Consider the following 20,004-nt stretch of genomic DNA (forward strand, 5'->3'; position numbering starts at 1 on the left):
CCTAATTATTCGTACCTACCTACAATCAATGAATTGTAGCTGCCGCCGTAGGCAAAAGAGCTAATCATCGCGTGGCGAACCGTCGCTTCTTGGCGCCCACTTGTAACAAAATCCACATCCACACCTTGCAATGGCTCATTCAAATGAAGCGTAGCAGGGATACGACCCGTTTGCATAGCATTTAGCGCTGTCCACAATCCGATAGCTCCTGCCGTACTATGTGTTTCACCAAAGTAAGACTTAGGTGCACTCACAGGAACCGAACCAGCGAACACACGATTAAGGGCATGTGCCTCTGCATAATCGAATATACGATGCCCGCAAGCCGCGGCTGCCACGTAGTCAATGTCCGAAGCAGACAACTCCGCATGATGAAGGGCAGCTCGGAAGCTATCCGCCCATTCTGTTCCCCTTGGATTGATGCCGCCAAGCAAACGAACATCAGATGTCATGCCAAATCCCTTCAACTCCCCCCGCACATTTGCATTGCGCTCAAGAGCCGCTTCTTCACTCTCAACGATGTAACAAAAGCTACCGCTGCCTAACACCGCTCCATCTCGATGTTTATCAAACGGACGAATAACACTTTTACTCAAATAGCCTGAAACACGCTGGTACCCTGCCAATAACGGCTCATTGAACTCATCCGATGAAACAACGAGCACTGTCTTGCATTGTTCAAGCTGAATCATAGCATTTGCATAATAAAGCGCATTGATAAATGAAGTTCCACCCGCCGCTATAGTAGATGTAGGCCCTTTAATATTAAAGTTTAATCCGATATGGCCTGCTGGCGCATTCGTAACTGTATTCGGGAACAGCTTCGCATTGGCCGCCTTGATACCATCCTTAATAATTGCGCGATTAAAGGCATCCACCGTCTCAATTGGGCCTGTCCCTGTCGCAAATATAACGCCTATCTGCTCCTGATTGGCACGATTAACCACAATCCCTGCATCCAGCAAGGCCATTTTCACAGCTGCTACAGCTTGCTTGCTAATCGTATCCATTTTACGCAATAGGTTAGGATTGATCATCTTCGCATACGCAAGTTCAGGGACTTGTCCAGCCTCATGAAGCTGATATGCATTCGAATCGAATAGTCGAATCGGACTAATTCCACTCTCGCCACGGTCCATCAGCTCTTGCAGTTGCTGAATAGTAGCAGCATTACCAGCTAGTCCACCAACCCCTGTTATAACAACCTTTTTACGAGCAGAAGATAAGCTTTTTCCAGATGGTTCTTTAGACTTTCCGAGCAAAATGGTTGCATTATTGCCACCAAATGCAAATGAGTTGGAGAGCGCCACCTGTACATCTGTGTCCCGACCCTCATTCGGAATAAAGTCCAAATCGAACTTCTGATCAGCAGCGTTAAAATTGATCGTAGGCGGTATATAACCATCTTGTATGGCCAATGCAGACACAATGGATTCCGCTGCTCCAGCAGCGCCCAGCATATGCCCTACCATCGATTTGGTAGAAGAAATCGGAACGTGTTGATCCTGAATGAGAGCACGCATCGCCTTCGGTTCAGAAGAGTCATTTGCAGGCGTCCCTGTGCCATGTCCGTTAATATAGCTAACATCCTCTACCGTAACACCAGAACGCCTAAGTGCACCTTTCATCGAACGCAGCGCACCGGCCCCACCCGGTTCAGGCGCTGTTTGATGATACGCATCAGCGGATAGATCATAGCTGAGTACCTCAGCAATAATCGTAGCACCGCGCTGCAAGGCTACATCCATTCGCTCTAGTACGAGGATGGCTCCACCCTCACCTAGATTCAAACCCGCACTCGTGCTGTATGGTGCACAAGCTCCAGCACTCAATGCCTGCAAGCCATTGAAGCCGCTATAGGACAGACGTGCCAGTGGATCAACGCCGCCAGTAAGCATGATATCCGCTGTACCCATCCGAATCATGTCAGCTGCATAACCGATCGAGTTTGTACCGGCCGCGCATGCGTTGGCAATAACACTTCGCGGTCCTTTCAAACCAAGATCATGTGCAATATTGTCGCAAGGGGCATGCATCGGATATTTCATCAGCAAATGCTCTTCTGTATGCTCCAGCCCTTGAGTAATCCATTGTTCATGAAAAGCTTCCCCGCTTCTCAATCCGCCTAAGCATGTACCCAATACGATGCCAAGTCGATAAGGATCAAAGCTAGCTATATCCAGCCCTGCTCTTTGCACGGCCTCACGTGCTGCAATGACTGCGAATTGGCCAGCGCGATCTAGGTGCTGGAGTTCTTCAGGGGTGAAGTAGTCTTCAGGACGAAAACCATCAACCTCACCACCTAGCTTAGCATCAAGATCTGCTGTATCAATTGTTGTCACGAGTCGTATCCCACTCTGACCAGCTGTCACATTGCGCCAGAACTGATCAATATTTTGTCCATTTGCACAGATGATGCCGACACCAGTTATCGCAATCTGAACCTGATCGTTTGCCATAGGATCACCTCATATCATCTTAATGGACCATGATTTTGGGAGCACATAAGGAGAAGATACCGTATGCAGCACAACAGATTCCCCAGCTTCATTGATACCTTCCAACTCAATTCCAGATACAGCACAAGCATCATCCAACAAAGCTAGGCCGAGCTTTTTCTCAAGTGTAGGACTGTAGACGATCTGAACGATGTGTCCCACCTTATTACTGGACAACATAACAGCGTTCCCGATTTCAAGAGTTAAAGTATTAACCGCTGTAAAACCAACGAGATGCTGCTTGTTCTCCTGTTGAAGCTGCTGCTGCAAAGCATTGTAGCCTACATACTCTTCCTTGTGATAGCTTACAAACCATTGCACAGCCGCTTCATAAACCGTCAATCCATTACCTTCAACTTGAGCACGAGGCTGGCGTACCTCTAACATGGCGATCTCAAGCGCTTCGAGACCAACAGGTTCTACCTTAATCTCTAGCTCTCCCTCTTCCTCTTCCCATTCTTTCAATTGGCTCCAAGTAGACATCGCTTGATGATGCGGAACGATGATCTTATATCCATATTCACCCGTAAATCCACTGCGGATAAATACAATCTGCTCGTCCTCTAGCTCGATCTCAACGAATGCTTGATAAGGGACTGAGGAAATATCAAATGGCACGATTGTTTGCGCAAGCTTCCAAGCATAAGGCCCTTCAAATCCGATCATCGTTCTTGAAGCATTCCAGTTCTCAATTTCAACGCCATCGCTTTTACGCTCAGCAAGCCAAGCTCCAACTTGGTCCCGTCTTGCTGCAGAGGTCTCAATAAGAATGGCCTGTTCCAAACGATATACACTCACCATATCGATGATCTGACCATCTTCATCCAACATAAGACTCGTCACTGTTTTTTCTATATCAAGGAATTCAATATCCTTTGTTAGTAATGAACTAACGAACTCAACAAAGTCTCCCCCACTAATCAAATAAAGACCTGATGCGGACAAATCAATTAGGCCAACATGATTGCGCAATGTATGATATTCATGTTCTGCGCCTTGGAAGGTGGCAATTACACCGTATCCTGATTCATCACGTAGTACCCCGTGCTCAGCTAAACTTTTTGTTAATTCGGACATGTTCAATACATTTATCATGTGATCACCCGATTTCATCATAGTATGAGCGTTAATCTGTTACCGTTGGAAGACTGCATAATTCTCTATTAAGAAGCAGCTTTCGTATTGGATACAATATAGTCAGCCACTTTATTTACAGATCCAAAAACCGCCATATTATCATCAAATATCGTTACGCCAAATTCATCTTCAATCGCTACCAATAGCTCTAGAGCATCGATAGAATCCAGACCAAGACCACGTCCAAAAATAGGCTGGTCGTCCGTAATAAATGCTGGGTCAATATCCATATCAAGTCGCTGTACGATAATTTCTTTAATTTTACTTGTGAGTGCCATTCTCTCCGCTGCCTGTGCAAAGCCAGCCTCATACGTATTCATCTATGCATTCCTCCCTAGGCTATATACACATTTTCAATCCATTCACTGCTTCTGCCATAACGTGCCGTTATGATACTGCTCAATCCGTTCTCTCATCGTTCCTGGAAGCTGATAAATCGTCTGTCCTTCTGTATTCATCAACGTGTGAACGGAACGGCCTTCTGCGAGAAGTTCGCGACCATATTTACGTAGAATACGATATTCAAATTCAAGCAGTGCCTTGTCCGGCGTCTTCAGTATCGTTTCGATAATGACGGTTTGACCGAAGCGAGCAGATGCTTTGTAAGAACACTGAATATCAATGACAGGGAAAACAAAGTTATTTTTGTTAACAAACGCTTTTCCCCCGATAACACGTATAATTTCAACGCGCCCCAACTCAAACCAAACTAAATACGTACAATGATGCGCTACTCCCATGAGATCGCATTCAATGTAACGGACAGGAACTTCCATCGTTACCGGCTTAAAAATAGGAATTCCTCCTTCGTGGAATGAACGATATGAATGCAAACCTGCACGAAAATAGATACAGTAAAATAGAACGGTAAAGTCAAGTACAGGAGTAACCGCTTACAATTCGATCAATTCATTCATGTGATGTAATTTCAGAAATGTAAAAAATGTAGGACTGATAAGAAGAAATGATAAGGACAATCTCAGAAAATAAATATTGAAAGTGTGGACTTACAAATAAATCGATGTATTAGCGATGATGTATGTAGACATGAAGTAGATTGAACTAGCATGAGTAACGATTATAGACATACGGACTTGCCGAAATGATTAGGAACATTTCCCCTCCATTCAAATTACAATTGATGACAACATCAGTCATTCAACCCTTTTTTCTGATTAAATAGTCGCATTTTCGACATTTCTTTTATATTCGCTTCTTTCTTTATTTTTCCTTCTCCTTTCAAAAAAATTTTAACGTTTCAACTTCATAGAATGTGGTGATTAATTGTTAGCATGTTTCCCCTTAAATATATAGCGAGCAACCTTGGTCACTTCAAGCGGCTAAGGTTGTTTGCGTGTATCCGTCTAAGCCCATTAAGCTTGCTCAACACGGTGAGAAACATTCAAGCTACCTTCAGCTACAATGTGCTTATCCACCATAGCGGACACCTTTACTTGATATAATGCGCCTAACGACCTTCCCACTTGAACTTTTAACAGCAATTGATCGCCTGGTACAACTGGCTTCATAAATTTGAAATCCCTTATTGATGCTAAATAGCCCACTTTAGAGGAAATGTCTTCGCCTTCTCCAGCCATCAGCTTCAGTATATTTTCTCGGCTAACTGCTGTTTCACTATCAGCCTGTTGGATTTCATATAAAGCTCCTGTAATATGTACGAGTGCTGTCATTTGAGCCAATGCCTCTACGATAAGAACTCCCGGCATAATTGATTCTTTAGGAAAATGTCCTTCGAAAAATGGCTCGCTTACCGTAACGTTTTTAATTCCAATCCCACTCACACCAGGTTTTAATTCGACTATACGGTCAAGTAGAAGAAAAGGCCAACGATGCGGCAATAGCGAACGAATATCATCAGCATTTAGTATTGTCTTCATTTGTAAATCCCCCTTTACATGTATAACAGACATAGTCGGTCATTCATTCTGCCTACCCATTCACCATTCCGCCATCCACCGTATACACTTTACCTGTAATGTAAGAAGCTCGGTTTGAGGCTAAAAAGGAGACCAAATGTGCGACTTCCTCTGGACGACCCATACGTTTAAGCGGAATATGCTCGATATATTTTGACAGTACCTGCTTGTCCATTTTCTTTGTCATATCTGTCTCAATAAACCCCGGAGCTACAACATTCGCCCGTATCTGATAGGCCGCTGCTTCAGCTGCCAAGCTTTTTGTGAACGATATCATTCCACCTTTTGAAGCTGCGTAATTGGTTTGTCCCGGTGTGCCTGTAATACCACTAGTCGAAGCCACATTTATAATAGAGCCCGACTTATGCTTCATCATCACTTTGAGCGCTTCACGCGCACATAGGAACGTTCCCTTCAAGTTCACTTGCAGCACGTCATCCCACTTCGCCTCGCTCATGACCGCCAAAAAGCCATCTTGCGTAATGCCTGCATTATTTACCAAAATATCAAGTCTGCCATACTCTGTCTTCACGATTTGAAACAGTCGTTTAATATCCTGTTCATAAGCCACATTTACTTGTACAGCTTTTGCGTTGCCGCCAGCCGCCTTTATGTCAGCTTCAATGGTTAATGCTGCCTTTTCATTACTAGAATAAGTGAAAACAACCGTTACGCCTTGGCTCGCTAGATCCTGTACAATTGCTTTGCCGATCCCCTTCGATCCTCCAGTGACAACCGCAATCTGTCCTTGCTCAAACCACGCCATCCTTATGCCCCCTCTTTAAACTTCCGCATCAGTTGCAATACTTTCTCAAGCTCCATAGGAGAATTCGTAGATTGTCCTTTCCAATGGCTGCCGAATGAGCGCATCATCCCTGTAAGCGTATTTCCAGCGCCTACTTCAATGACATGTTGGACTTCATACTGACCAATCGCTTCAATAGTTTGTCTCCAAGCTACTGGCTTTGTGCACTGTGCGCGAATATCCTTCATAATATCCACCACTGCTGTCGTTACTTTTGCTGATTCATTCAACACGACCGGTACTTGAGCATCATAGAAGGATAAACCTGCTGCATAAGCCATCAAAGGCTCTTCCATTTCCACCATTAGGCGAGAATGGAATGCATGCGATACGGCCAATGGCTTCGTCCTTATTCCTTGTATTGCTTGCAACTGCTCCAATAGCATAGGAACGATGTGATTAGCGCCGGATACGACGATTTGACTCGGTGTATTCATACCAGCAATATCAAGTTCCATGTTCTTAACCTCTGCTATCACCTGTGACATTTGCTCGGGTTGGGATACAACAACAGCAGCCATCGCTCCCGGTGTTCGCACAGCTGCCATGAATTCACCACGCTTGTGCACTAGCTTCACCGCATCTGCAAACGATAGAACACCCGCAGCTACTAAAGCCGAATATTGACCTACACTATGCCCAGCTACAATGTCAGGACGTAGACCTTCCCTTTTAAGCACTCGCAAAATACCACTGCTAACTGTGACAATGGCTGGCTGTGCAATTTCCGTCTTCATCAGATCACGCTCGGGGCCTGCATAACATAGCTGCCTTAAATCAAAACCAAGCGCATCATTAGCCTCTTCAAAAATAGATTCAAAGTCATTACCAAATCTTCTAGCATAGTTTTTACCCATGCCTACGATTTGAGATCCCTGACCAGGGAACAAGAAAGCCACTTTGCCCATAGCGCCCCTCCAGCTTATGCATTTAGATATAGGCGTCTGCTTCTTACCGTTTTGCAGCGCTTGTATACTGCTTTAAAGATATAACGAATGAAAGAAAAGAAGTGAACTTGGATACTAATAAAAACCGAGGCAATTGCGGCTCCCTCCGAAAAAGAGAGAGGTTACATCTTCTTGCGGGTATTATCTCGTTCATACATACTTCTAAATTTGGCTTTCTGCCTCCTTTGTTACGTTATAAATGACATAGTCGAGGATTCGACAATATTTGTATTCGTCATCTTCCTTTTTTATCCTTCTGTCGAATCAAAAAAATATTTGAAAATGAATAGTTTAACCTATTGACAATAAATTCTACATTTCGTCAAACAAAGACATGTTTCAACACCACGATAAGCGGTTAATCCTAAAATAGAACGACATTCTCCCTTTTTTATATAAGAACAAAACACCCCCAGCTGCTAAGAGTAGCTGGGGGTGTTTGTATTACTTAACTGGTTCAGGGAGTACGACGATTACATAAGCACTGCTTTGCGCAGGAAGTGAGAAAGTAGTCGCTAGGGAGTGATAAGCAGCTACCTTTGTACCTTTCTTAATCTCTTCTGGCTTCACCGGTGTACCTACAATGTTAATAATAGAAGTATCCTCATTGAGATGAAGGATGATATCGTTCTCGCGCTTTTTGTCACCTGCTGTATCGATATAGATGCTCTTCGCATCTTTACTCATATCTTTTCCTACAACGCCTTCTACGTGGCTTGTTTCACCCAAGACAACAATCTTTTGCGCCGGGCTAATTGGTGGCAAGCTTGCTGTCATCATCGGGCCATAGTGAGCTTCAATACGCTGGCCAGCTTTCAGATCAGACTGCTTAAGCGTTTTACCATCTTTATCTGTGATAACCGTCTCTTCAGACAAGTTCAATACGATTTTGCTATCGCCAACCATAACGACACGGTCTTTTCCTGTGGAATCAATGATACCTGCAGATACCATCGCTTTCACCTCCGGACGCTCAACTACGAACTTCTCTGCATTTCCTTTAGCTGGCAAGCTCTTCGTAATTGCTGGATTATAATAAGCTGTTACCGTCCATTCTTGCTGCAAAGCTTCCAACAAATCAGCCGGGTTACCATGCTGATCAACAACTGGTACGCTGCTAGATACATTCAAGATAATCGTATCCTGATCTACTGGGCGTACCCCTTCGCCTTTAACAAAAACTTGGGTGCCTTTCTTAGTATGTACAATTTGCTCCAACAATCCTTTAGTTCCTGCTTGCTCAACTGCCTCTTGCTTAGTTTCGATAACTTTTGCAGTAGGAACTGGCTCTGCGGAATTAACGCTGCTAAGAGCGGATGCTGATAATGGTAATGCTAAAAGTGTAACGGCTGTTGTAGTTAGGAGAAATTTGCTCCATGCTTTCATAACTAGTGCCTCCTCAAAGTTGTGTTGTTCTGTCGTTCATGCTCTAGACGGACTGTATATGTCGAAGGTTGCACATACGCACATTTATTATGAGTGGCAATTTTTCCTAATTAATTTCTGTACAAAAAAGAAGCAAACCGCCCCAAACAACGAAGGTGGCTCACTTCTTATTTATTTAACGCTACTTTTCAATTCTTAATTTGAAACGCTCGTTTAAATAATACCCGCATACTTAAGGAAGATAAGCACGATTAGAATTGGGGCAATATAACGCATCGAGAACAACCACGCCTTAAGCCACCATCCTTTTAGACCCGTCTCTTCCCCTGCACCTTTCCAGACAAATCCGACTAAGATCGTCACGAACAAACCGCCGAGCGGAAGCATAATATTCGACGTTACAAAATCCAGCCAATCGAACAAGTTGCGACCTGCAAACGTCACATCTGTCAGCACACCGCCTGCAGCTAACGTAACAGGCAATGCCAGCACATACATCGCGATCATAACGAATACAGTCGCCTTCGTGCGGCCATGGCCGTATTTACGCATTAAGTACGCTACCGGCACCTCAATCAACGCCAAACAAGACGTAATTGCGGCGATTGCTAGTAAAATAAAGAACAAACCACCAAACAGATTGCCAAATGGCATCGCTGCAAATGCAGCTGGCAATGCTACGAATACGAGGCCTGGACCTGCATTCGGTGCGATTCCGAATGTAAATGTCGTAGGGAAGATGATGAGACCTGCAATTAGAGCATAAGCCAAATCCCCTGCACCAACGGCAAGCGTAGCTGCCGATAAAGACTGATGCTTCTCTACATATGCTCCGTACGTTAGCATCGCGCCCATCCCTAGAGAAAGGGAGAAGAATGCTAAGCCCAATGCCTCAAGAGCAGATTGGAAAGTAAGCTGCGAGAAGTCAGGATATAAGAAGTAACGAATACCTTCCGCAGCTCCATCCAACGTCAGCGTACGTACCAACATGATAACGAGAATAATGAGCAAGCCCGGAATAACAATTTTATTAAACTTCTCGATACCACTTGATATTCCTTTTGCGATAACAATACCCGTTATGACGAAGATAGCAATTTGCCACCAAATAGGGGCTGAACTTGCTGTAAAAGCATCATACACGGCTTGATAATCTGTACTTTCAAATAAAGTTCCGCTTATCGACTGTACTGCATAGTGCAGAGTCCAACCAGCGATTGTACTGTAAAACGTCATTACGAGGAAAGCAGCCATGACAGCAACAAAACCGAGTGCTCCCCACCACTTCTTGCCTGACAACTTAGAAAAAGATATAACGGCGTCGCCACGTCCTGCACGACCAACTGCCAACTCTCCCATTAATACGGGCAAGCCAACAATAAACAAGCAGGCAATGAACAATAGGAAGAAGGCTCCCCCGCCATTCTGTCCTGTCACATACGTAAACTTCCACATATTACCCAAACCTACAGAGCTTCCGATTGCCGCCAAAATAAAGCCCGCGGAACTGAAACGTTCTGTTGTGCCAGCCTTCTTGTCTACAGTAGAAGGACTTTCTTGCTTGTTTGACATGCTGCTGATGGACACCTCTCTACTCTAACTCCGATTGTGATTTGGTCGTAAGACCGATAAGTATAAAGACCATTGTAATCACAACAAACCGCTAATTGCTAAAGGTAAATGTTACCGGTATCCAAAGTCTATATGGCAGTACCTGTTTGTGATTATTTTCTATCCTTTACTGTTCCCATAATGCTCTTTACTACTCTTACCTGTACGTACTGCATCTTACTTCTCTTACTATTTCTTACTACCTATCTTTGTTGTTCAAGACGGAATTTATTGACTTGTTCGTCAAGCCCGTATGCCATTTCATATAGTTCATCCAAAATAGTAGATATGCGACTCATCTGATCCAGCTGAGTTGTCGTCATCGTTGTCACAAGCTGAACTTCTTCCGCTGCATGTTCAGACAAGGCTGCCATCTCCGAGCTGGCAGCTGTAATTTCTTCTGTACAAGCACTCATCTCTTGAACAGACGCTGACACAGACTCCGTTTGCTCCACCACTTCGTTAATTTGCTGATGAAGATCTCTAAACATAACACCCGCTGCTGTTACCTTTTCTTGCCCCGCTTGTGTTTGGTTCGATACTTCAGACATCGCATTTGCCATGTAGCCCGTATTGCGTTGGATCGCATCTACCATACTGCCTATTCGTTTCAAAGACTCCCCGCATTGCTCGGCAAGCTGACGGACCTCATCCGCAACGACACTAAATCCTCTGCCATGCTCACCAGCACGAGCAGCTTCTATAGACGCATTAATCGCCAATAAGGATGTCTGAGAACTAATTTGCTGAATAATTGTAATCACCTGAACGATTGCTTTGGAATGCTGCTGCAGCTCTTGCAGCGTATGTTCAGCACCCTGAACAGATTGATGAACACGATCCATCTCAGTAACGGCCTGTTCCATCGTTACGACGCCCTGTGCTGCGTGCTGACCTGCATATTGTGTTATATCGGCAACTTCGGTCGTAGCGTGAACAATATGCTGGATGCTATTTGCCATATCTTCCATGGCACGCAATGTTTCGCCAGAAGAAGATTGTTGGCGCTTAGCGCTCTCGTCCGTCCGCACCATTGCTGCTGCCGTCTGCTGAGCACTTTGCTGAGACTGTACAGCAAATTCTGCAACTACAGATACATTGTCCATTAACACATTTGTACTCGTTTGAATGAGTTCAACAAGCCGCTTCAAACCTAGAATCATTTCGTTGTAGCTGACAGATAAACGTCCCAGTTCGTCGGTTCCCACATTCGTGCTCGTCGCACTCAAGTCCCCTTCTGCTGCTCGGGCCATTAAATGCTGTATAGAATCAATCGGCCTTCGGATCGCCTTCATCGTGGCTACAGCCATCCATATGCAAGCAATAGCTACAGCTATCGTCATAACAACATTCAAAATCCGACTTTGTGTCGCATCTGACTTGTTAGTCAAGTAAATTTGCTCTGCTGCTTGTATACTGCTTTCTTCAATAAGCAGCATATCAGCAAACACTTTTTTCTCAATCGGTCTTATTTCTGCTTCGATCTCTGGCTTAAACTGTTCCAGCTTGCCATCAGCAATATATCCTTTCATCTCGGCAGCCAAATACTCCAACTTAAATAAATGTGTTTCAATGGCTTCCAAATACTTTGCTGCCTGCTCTCCATGTTCACTATTCACAATCTCTTGTAGTGGCTGGCGAACCTCCATAATAAAGCGCATATAGTCATTCACATGGCCTGTCGCCTCTTCCATCGATTCACTCTCAATCGTACGTTCCAAGAACAATTCGGACTGCTTGAAAGCAAGCATCATTTTTTCTGCACGAATAACATTTTGCATATGTTCGTTATACATCTGGTCCATGCTATCGACGAGTGTTCTCGAACTAAGATTGGACACCGTCCCTGCAATCATAAAGCCGAGCGTAATTATAGTTACAAGAATGATGAAACGCTGTTTAATAGACATTCTCTTCTTCTGAAAAACGCCTTGCATTGAACGAGCAATTGTTGCTACCTTCTGTTTCATGCTGTCAGCCCCCTGATGTATAGATTCGACTACTTTGCACACATTGCCGATAATACGGCTCCGCAATTACAAGCAGTTGAACGACTATATGTACCTATAATTAAATGTATATGTAGATGCATACTCATATAAAATACAACATATAATAACTATAATTTCAAAAAGCCGATACAGCGGCTACCCACTGTCATCGGCTTAATAGAACATAGCAAATATGAATACGAACTTACTTATGCTCCTGCTATTCCTTTTTCAAAAGTCGCTTTGTACAGCGCAGCTCCTCGATCGTACGCGCTCCAATACCGAACATCGTTACTCTTAGCTCAAATTCAATTTGAGCCAGTACATCATCAATCGCTTCTTCAGAATCGACAGCTGCCTGCAACAGCGAACGCCCAAAGCCCGCTGCATCCGCACCTAATGCGATCGCTTTAGCTGCCTCAACCCCGTTGTGCAGACCGCCGCTTGCGACAATTTTCATATCCGGAAGCGCTTCGCGAACTTGAACGACACTATCAGCAGTCGCAATTCCCCAGTCTGTGAAAGCATCAGCTGCACGTCGCTTCATCGCGTCGTTAGAGCGGTATTTCTCTACCTGAATCCAGGAAGTCCCGCCTGCACCCGCAACATCGATAAATTCGACACCGGCATTAGCAAGCTGCACCGCTGTATCGGCAGCGATACCCCAACCCACTTCTTTCACACCAACTGGTACAGAAAGCGTACGACATATTTGTTCGATCTTAGCCAGCAATCCGCTAAAATCAATATCTCCTTCAGGCTGAAAAACTTCTTGCAGCGCATTCAGGTGAAGAATTAACGCATCAGCCTCTACAATCTCTACCGCCCTTTGGCATTCCTCTATACCCATACCAGCATTGAGCTGAACGGCACCAATATTGGCGAAGATAGGTATGGTAGGCGCAACATCCCGCAAACGGAAGGTCGAAGCTACTTCTGGATTCTCCACCGCCGCGCGAACAGATCCTACCCCCATTGCCCATCCACGTGACTCAGCCACCTCTGCCAATCGGCGATTAATACTGCCTGTACCGTAACTGCCACCTGTCATTGAACTAATGAGTAAAGGAGTCGAAACTCGCTTGTTGAACCATGCCGTAGTCAGATCAATGTCATCGAAATTGATTTCGGGCAGTGCCTGATGAAGGAACCGATACTGCTCCAATCCCGTTAATACACCAACACTGTTTACTGCTTCATCCAAGCAAATACGGACATGCTCCGCTTTGCGCTGCTCGGTTGCACCGTGCTTGGGCGCATCCTGACTATTCCATTCTGACATCGGTTACGACCTCCTTGCAGTACGCTGCTTCAGCTTGGATTTATGCGTATAGAATAAATGATGGAGCAGTAGCTTATTATTACAGTTAACTTGAAAAGCTATCTTTATAAGCAAATAGGCAATAACGCCGCTTAAATAAGTATAGGTTTGGCTTGTCCACTATTCATTTACGCCAGTGCATTTCCAAAGAAAGATTGGAATGCACCTATTCATTGTTACATTTAGAATATCAAATATTTATTATACCGTATATGTCCAACTGTTTAACATAGCAACATTCCATCGTATGACAAGCTTCCTCATCATGAGCACCTGCTCTCCTACTGCATAATTTGCTTCTTCAATCGTTCACCTGTAGGTGTTGCAGCAAGACCGCCCTGCGCGGTTTCTTTCAAAGCAACCGGCATCGTTTGACCGATTCGATACATCGCATCGATAACCTCATCACATGGAATGACGCTCTCAATGCCTGCGAGCGCCATATCTGCCGCCATCATTGCCACAGCCGCCCCCATCGCATTGCGCTTTACACATGGCACCTCAACCAATCCTGCTACCGGATCGCAGACAAGCCCTAGCAAGTTCTTAAGAGCGATTGCCATTCCTTGAGCAGATTGCTTCGGTGTTCCTCCTGCCAAAGCGACAATCGATGCTGCCGCCATGCCTGAAGCCGTACCCACCTCGGCCTGACAACCACCCGCTGCACCGCTAATAGATGCATTATTCGCAGCCACAAGCCCAAATGCTCCAGATGTGAACAAGTAATCGATCATCTCATCCCGACTTGGATTCAATTTTTCACGTAAGGCAAACAAAGTACCTGGTACAACACCTGCGGAACCAGCCGTTGGTGTTGCGCAGATCATGCCCATTGCAGCATTGACCTCATTGGTCGCAATGGCCTTACATACCGCATCAAGCAGCGTGTCTCCGCTTAAGCCTCGCCCGCTGTTCATGTATGCTTTCAGCTTCACTGCATCTCCGCCTGTTAAGCCAGAGTGAGACTTAACACCTGCCAACCCGCGTTCTACCGCTTGCTCCATCACATCAAGATTGCGGCCCATCTGAGCGCGTATCTCTTCCCTTGTTCGATCCGTAGCCTTTATCTCCAGCTCAATCATAATCTCCGCGATCGAACAGGAATGCTCCTCCGTTAATGCAATCAGCTCCGCTACATTGCGAAACATAATGTACCCCCTCATTTATATATCCAATATTAATCTTCCATTCGAAGCACACGAATGACGCCCGCCAGAGCGTTAATCTCATCCAACAACGGCTGCTTCATTCGTTCATCGGTTTCTATAATCATCAATGCGCGCTCGCCTTTTTCCTTACGGGATACTTTCATATTCCCAATGTTCACTTGTTCTCTGCTAAGTAATTGTGTAACGGCAGCTACGACTCCAAATCGATCCTCGTTCACAATTAAAATAGCAGGACTTGTGCCAGACAGCTGAAGCGGAAAACCGTTCAGCTCACAAATTTCAACTTTACCGCCGCCAATCGAGATCCCGACAATCTCCATCTTGTCCCGCTCATCCTGCATGCGTATACGAGCTGTATTGGGATGCTCGGGCACCGCTTCCTCTGTCGTAATGGTTACTGCCATCCCTGCTTCCTCTGCATAACGCGGAGCTTCCGGCAGCCTCATATCATCCGGCTCATAATCCAACAATCCGCCGATTAAAGCCACATCTGTTGCGTGACCTTTATAGGTCTCTGCAAATGATCCATACAACGAGATATGCACCGACTGCGGCTGACGCCCAAAAATACTGCGAGCAAGTCTGCCAATCTTAGCAGCTCCCGCAGTATGCGAACTTGATGGCCCTACCATAATGGGCCCGATTATATCAAAGACGCTGCGATATTTCATAAAGCGCACCTCCGTCTTCTATTCAATATGATTTCTCTATCCACTGTGTGCGTAAAATGCACGAACAACCCTAATTGTACGCGACAACGATACATTCTCCAACTTCAATTTTTCATTTCTGATTTGAAAATATTTACAGTGATAAATCTGATATCTCCTCCGCAGAAAAATAAAGCAAAAAGCCCGCCCCTTCTCATCCATATAGGAGAGAGGGCGGGCTATATATTAGTACTTCAATATTGGTGCAATAGCAATTATTTCGCGGCCACTGCCAAAGCAGAATAATCCGTAGCTACCGTACGCAACAAATCCGCATTTTGCTTGAAAGAGAGTGCATCTTTGATGCAATTGCGTCCTTTTCCATGAGGTACACACATCGGTGTACCGAAGATTGGGTCGCAACAGATCATGCAGTCCATCTGGAATACATCCTTCACAAGCTGTGGGGATAGTATTTCTTCTGGTGCACCTTCTGCGTAAATGCCTTTATTTTGCACAGCAACGATATAATCTGCGTAACGACAAGCCAAGTTCAAGTCATGCAGTACCATGACAACCGTACGGCCTTCTTCACGGTTCAAATCGTACAGCAAGTCTAGAATTTCAATCTGGTGGCTGAGATCCAAATAAGTTGTAGGCTCATCCAACAGAATGATATCCGTATTTTGAGCCAATGTTAGCGCAATCCACGCACGCTGACGTTGACCACCTGATAGCGCATCTACCGGACGGTGCTTCAGTTCTTCCATACCTGTAACTTTCAAAGCATGATTAACACAGCGCTCATCTTCTTCTGACCACTGCTTAAGCCAGCTCTGATAAGGATATCTTCCCTGCTTCACCAGCTGTTGTACTGTCAAGCCTTCTGGAGCGACAGGCCCCTGTGGCAAAATAGCAAGCTTGCGTGCAACTTCCTTCGTGGAAGAAGTATGGATATCATGTCCATTCAAAAGGACAGAACCTTCGTTAGGCTTGAGCAATCGAGCAAGCGAGCGCAATAGTGTTGACTTGCCGCATCCATTACTGCCGATTAGTACTGTAATCTTCCCCTGTGGAATATTTAAAGACAACTGATCCACAATGACCGTGTCATCATAAGCTAACGTTATCGATTCAGTCTGTAATCCAGCCATTGACGGCCCTCCTCAACGTATGGGCCCAGCTCGAATTCCAACCCCATACCTAAATTGATAAACTGCAAGCGTTAAAAATAATGATAATCGTTCTCATCTTTTCTCTATGATGACATATGCCCATTAGATAGTCAATCGTTTCCATGGCACAATATAGGTTGAATTTTTTCGTCCTATAATAACGGAGAGAATAAGCGAGCCAAAGACTCCAAGAACCTCGTTCTTTTCTTGCGCTTCTTGAATTGCTCTTCATTAATACGGGCTGCTGATTGAAGATCGCGTTCAAAGTCTGTCACAAGCCGTTCGATACTATCTGTACGCACAAGCAGTGCATTTACCTCAAAGTTCAAGTAGAAACTGCGCATATCCATATTCGTCGTGCCAATGGTCGCAATTTCTCCATCGACAATGACGAGCTTGGAGTGCAAGAAGCCCTTTTCGTATTCATAGATTTTGACACCAGACTCGATTAGCGCCGGAAAATAAGAATGTGACGCAAGAAAAGGCAACCAGCGATCTGGCTTTGCAGGAAACAACAAACGAATATCCAGCCCTGATAAAGCCGCTACTTTAAGTGCTGTAAGCAAGTCCTCATCTGGAACAAAATACGGTGTCGCGATCCATATCGACTTCTGTGCAGATGTGACCATGGAGAAGAACAGATTCTTCATCGTCTGAAATTCCTGATCAGGTCCGCTCGCAATAATTTGGACAGCCCCATGCTCTGCTTCTGGATTTAAGGTGTTGCAAGATACAAAATATTTCGGTTCTACAACCTTCTCCTTCGTCATATGACGCCAATCTTTGAGGAAAATAGCTTGCAGCGTTTGCACCGCTTCCCCCCTAACAATCATATGCGTGTCCCGCCAGAAACCGTATGTCTTGTTACGACTCAAATATTCGTCCCCAACATTTAATCCCCCCATAAATCCGACGCTACTATCGATAACTACAATTTTACGATGGTTACGATAATTAACCTTATTGGACACAAGATGGAATCGCACAGGACCGAATACAGCCACCTGAACACCAGCTTCACGCAGTTCTTTTATGAAGCTTTTTTTCAAATACACACTGCCTACACCATCATACATAAATCGAACATGTACCCCGGCTTTTGCTTTTTCAATAAGAATTTGCTGAATTTCTCTACCAATATCATCATCTCGGTATATGTAATACTCCATATGGATGTGATGCTGAGCCATTCGCAATTCATGCAGCAGGGCGGAAAAGGTCTCTTCTCCATTCGTCAGTACCTTCGTCTCTGTAGAGAAGCTAACCGTGCTGTTGCTAATGCGATTCATGAGCAGCAGCAGCTTGCGTTGTTCTGCCGTAAATTCTCTGGCTGAGTATTGACTTTCGATCCACTGCGCCTTAAGGAACGCATATTCTTCTTTATCACGTTTCGCCTTCTTCGAGTACTTGCGCCGTTTGCGATAATTTTGCCCGAATAACAGGTAAAAGACGAAGCCTACCACAGGTATAAGTGCTAGAATTAACAGCCAAGCCATCGTACTGGATGGATGCCGATTCTCCATAAAAATAATGATAGCCAGCGTTACAACTGCTAATGGGGTTAAAATACTTAGCGCCGTGGCAATGGTTCGCCCAAATGTATCATTTACGTAGTACCCGAGCGTTAAGAGCATGATAAGAAATAATGTAATTTGTATGCTCCTTCTCATTACGCTTACCCTCCACTTCGGATGTCTATCTGTTTATTATGCCCTTAACTCTCTTCTCTTGCCAGCCTACATTTCCTAACGATCCTTACACCTCGTATTTGAGGTTTAATCCTCAATACTAACAAATGCAGCAAAAAGATCTTTTCTTATATATATTGACAGACATATCGACGTGTGAAATAATAGCAACATATTAACTAACGACCGTTAGGTAGTTGATAAAGCATACAGAATTCTCTAGCTTGTATGTCCAGTAGAAACAACATGCTTGGAACAAAATAATACAAATGAGGAGGTCTCCTATTATGACAGCGAACCGAATCCAACAAGTCGCACTTGCCCACTTCGCGGAGCATGGCTACGCGGAAACTTCACTCGCCATGATTGCTGAAGAAGTCGGCATTAAGAAGCCTTCGATATATGCACATTTTAAAAGTAAGGAAGATCTCTTTTTGCGGGTCGTTCAAAATGTATTTCAATCTGAGCTTGACTACATCACGAAACTGACTGAAGCGAATCGTGAACTGCCCTTGCAGCAGCTGCTGCCGTTGGTGCTTACAACGTACCATGAACGGTACGATACGAACCCAGACATGAAATTTATGCTGCGTATATCCTTCTTCCCACCTGCTGGGATGGAACAGGAAGTAATGGAGCGGCTGTATACGTATTTGGACACATTGGAGAGCTATGTAGCTTCACGCATTGCGGCTGCCGCACAAGCTGGAGAAATTGACCATATAGACGCAGAGCAAGCGGCTGCTGCGTTTCTGTGCTTACTTGATGGGTTTCTTGTTGAGTTGCTTTACGGCGGCCCGGAACGTGCAAATAGAAGATTGAACGCGGCTTGGCTAATGTTCTGGAGAGGATTAAACAGTTAACAACCACTAAGGCAATCCATTCAATTAGGGCAGTTTGAACTATTTAAAATATATAAAACGTAAAGGAGAGAATCACCATCATGAACAAACATTGGGGATTGGTGTTCTTAGCTGGATTTCTGGAGATTTTCTGGGTATCTGGTTTGAAATATTCAACGGAATGGTGGCATTGGGCCCTAACAATCGGTGCAATTGCCCTTAGCTTCAAGGTTCTAATTGAAGCTGCTTCCAAGCTTCCGCTCGGCACGGTATATGCTGTGTTTACCGGTATCGGTACTGCTGGTACTGTTTTAATGGAAATTCTTGTATTCGGAGAGCCTGCGAATCCAACTAAACTGTTCTTCATTGCAACGCTGGCTGGTGCCGTTATCGGGCTTAAGCTGGTAACGAAAGATGAGAATGAAGAAACGAAAGAAGGTGCAGCATAATGGCATGGTTGATATTGATTACTGCAGGTTTGTTTGAAGTGGCGGGTGTACTTGCGATTAAACGTGTTACGACACATCGCAACTGGCAGTCTTACTTGATGCTTGCCGTATCCTTCGGACTAAGCTTCTCTATGCTTTCTTATGCAATGAAGTCCATCTCGATGGGTACTGCTTATGCCATCTGGACGGGTATTGGTACAGCGGGTAGTGCTGTATTAGGAATGACCCTGTTTAAAGAACAGAAGGACTGGAAGCGAATCTTATGTATCGCAGTTATCATCGCTTCTGTTATCGGTCTAAAGCTGTTAGCATAACCGATTTGTTGAAATATCGATCAAACAATAAAAGCAAAAAGACCTGCCTCAAATGGCAGGTCTCAAGGGCTATCTCCATACATT

The 20,004-nt window shown here is 44.7% G+C and carries 18 protein-coding genes; 3 read left to right on the plus strand and 15 right to left on the minus strand.

The genetic code is table 11. The annotated features are described in order from the left end of the window. Positions 1 to 5 precede the first annotated feature (5 nt). The 15 genes from H580_RS0105290 to cls all read right to left on the minus strand — a co-directional run bounded on the left by H580_RS0105290 (position 6) and on the right by cls (position 18,297). Entirely contained in the window at positions 6 to 2,459 is a 2,454-nt protein-coding gene (locus H580_RS0105290) for a beta-ketoacyl-[acyl-carrier-protein] synthase family protein (protein ID WP_028593860.1), read from the minus strand. Positions 2,460 to 2,468: 9 nt separating this feature from the next. Further along, positions 2,469 to 3,593: a glycine cleavage T C-terminal barrel domain-containing protein gene (locus tag H580_RS0105295; RefSeq protein ID WP_028593861.1), complete on the minus strand. Its 1,125-nt coding sequence runs from the start codon at positions 3,591 to 3,593 to the stop codon at positions 2,469 to 2,471. Between the two features lie 68 nt (positions 3,594 to 3,661). Further along, positions 3,662 to 3,955: an acyl carrier protein gene (locus tag H580_RS0105300; protein WP_028593862.1), complete on the minus strand. Its 294-nt coding sequence runs from the start codon at positions 3,953 to 3,955 to the stop codon at positions 3,662 to 3,664. 42 nt (positions 3,956 to 3,997) lie between these two features. Beyond that, positions 3,998 to 4,468 (minus strand): acyl-CoA thioesterase, encoded by a 471-nt coding sequence (locus H580_RS0105305; protein WP_157282705.1) that lies wholly within the window; start codon positions 4,466 to 4,468, stop codon positions 3,998 to 4,000. A gap of 540 nt (positions 4,469 to 5,008) precedes the next feature. Next, positions 5,009 to 5,533: a 3-hydroxyacyl-ACP dehydratase FabZ gene (fabZ, locus tag H580_RS0105310; RefSeq protein ID WP_028593864.1), complete on the minus strand. Its 525-nt coding sequence runs from the start codon at positions 5,531 to 5,533 to the stop codon at positions 5,009 to 5,011. A 52-nt stretch (positions 5,534 to 5,585) separates the two neighbouring features. After that, positions 5,586 to 6,338, minus strand: coding sequence for a 3-oxoacyl-[acyl-carrier-protein] reductase (gene fabG, locus H580_RS0105315; protein WP_036604680.1), 753 nt, complete (start codon positions 6,336 to 6,338; stop codon positions 5,586 to 5,588). Positions 6,339 to 6,340: 2 nt separating this feature from the next. Further along, a complete protein-coding gene (locus H580_RS0105320) occupies positions 6,341 to 7,285 on the minus strand; it encodes an ACP S-malonyltransferase (protein ID WP_036604681.1) in 945 nt (314 codons plus the stop codon). 483 nt (positions 7,286 to 7,768) lie between these two features. Beyond that, the gene (locus H580_RS0105325; RefSeq protein WP_028593867.1) at positions 7,769 to 8,710 is read right to left on the minus strand and encodes a hypothetical protein; all 942 of its coding nucleotides are present in this window, start codon (positions 8,708 to 8,710) and stop codon (positions 7,769 to 7,771) included. 213 nt (positions 8,711 to 8,923) lie between these two features. Then, a complete protein-coding gene (locus tag H580_RS0105330; protein WP_028593868.1) occupies positions 8,924 to 10,282 on the minus strand; it encodes a sodium-dependent transporter in 1,359 nt (452 codons plus the stop codon). 242 nt (positions 10,283 to 10,524) lie between these two features. Then, positions 10,525 to 12,291, minus strand: coding sequence for a methyl-accepting chemotaxis protein (locus tag H580_RS0105335; protein WP_028593869.1), 1,767 nt, complete (start codon positions 12,289 to 12,291; stop codon positions 10,525 to 10,527). Positions 12,292 to 12,532: 241 nt separating this feature from the next. Continuing rightward, complete coding sequence (fni, locus tag H580_RS0105340; RefSeq protein ID WP_028593870.1) at positions 12,533 to 13,594, minus strand: type 2 isopentenyl-diphosphate Delta-isomerase; 1,062 nt, start codon at positions 13,592 to 13,594, stop codon at positions 12,533 to 12,535. A gap of 320 nt (positions 13,595 to 13,914) precedes the next feature. Next, positions 13,915 to 14,781: an L-serine ammonia-lyase, iron-sulfur-dependent, subunit alpha gene (sdaAA, locus tag H580_RS0105345; RefSeq protein ID WP_028593871.1), complete on the minus strand. Its 867-nt coding sequence runs from the start codon at positions 14,779 to 14,781 to the stop codon at positions 13,915 to 13,917. Positions 14,782 to 14,810: 29 nt separating this feature from the next. Continuing rightward, complete coding sequence (gene sdaAB, locus H580_RS0105350; RefSeq protein ID WP_028593872.1) at positions 14,811 to 15,473, minus strand: L-serine ammonia-lyase, iron-sulfur-dependent subunit beta; 663 nt, start codon at positions 15,471 to 15,473, stop codon at positions 14,811 to 14,813. Positions 15,474 to 15,727: 254 nt separating this feature from the next. Continuing rightward, the gene (locus H580_RS23460; RefSeq protein WP_051217271.1) at positions 15,728 to 16,606 is read right to left on the minus strand and encodes an ABC transporter ATP-binding protein; all 879 of its coding nucleotides are present in this window, start codon (positions 16,604 to 16,606) and stop codon (positions 15,728 to 15,730) included. Between the two features lie 173 nt (positions 16,607 to 16,779). Then, the gene (gene cls / locus H580_RS0105360) at positions 16,780 to 18,297 is read right to left on the minus strand and encodes a cardiolipin synthase (protein WP_028593873.1); all 1,518 of its coding nucleotides are present in this window, start codon (positions 18,295 to 18,297) and stop codon (positions 16,780 to 16,782) included. 305 nt (positions 18,298 to 18,602) lie between these two features. Here cls and H580_RS0105365 point away from each other — a divergent pair, with 305 nt between their 5' ends. The 3 genes from H580_RS0105365 (at position 18,603) to H580_RS0105375 (ending at position 19,920) form a co-directional block, all read left to right on the plus strand. Next, positions 18,603 to 19,178: a TetR/AcrR family transcriptional regulator gene (locus H580_RS0105365; RefSeq protein ID WP_028593874.1), complete on the plus strand. Its 576-nt coding sequence runs from the start codon at positions 18,603 to 18,605 to the stop codon at positions 19,176 to 19,178. An 80-nt stretch (positions 19,179 to 19,258) separates the two neighbouring features. Then, on the plus strand, positions 19,259 to 19,606 hold the full coding sequence (locus tag H580_RS0105370; protein ID WP_028593875.1) for a DMT family transporter: 348 nt from the start codon (positions 19,259 to 19,261) through the stop codon (positions 19,604 to 19,606). Beyond that, the gene (locus tag H580_RS0105375) at positions 19,606 to 19,920 is read left to right on the plus strand and encodes a DMT family transporter (RefSeq protein ID WP_028593876.1); all 315 of its coding nucleotides are present in this window, start codon (positions 19,606 to 19,608) and stop codon (positions 19,918 to 19,920) included. The genes H580_RS0105370 and H580_RS0105375 overlap by 1 nt, the downstream gene beginning before the upstream one ends. The last annotated feature ends 84 nt before the right edge of the window (positions 19,921 to 20,004 follow it).

The organism is Paenibacillus assamensis DSM 18201, assembly GCF_000422445.1.
In the GTDB taxonomy this organism is placed as follows: domain Bacteria; phylum Bacillota; class Bacilli; order Paenibacillales; family Paenibacillaceae; genus Paenibacillus_B; species Paenibacillus_B assamensis.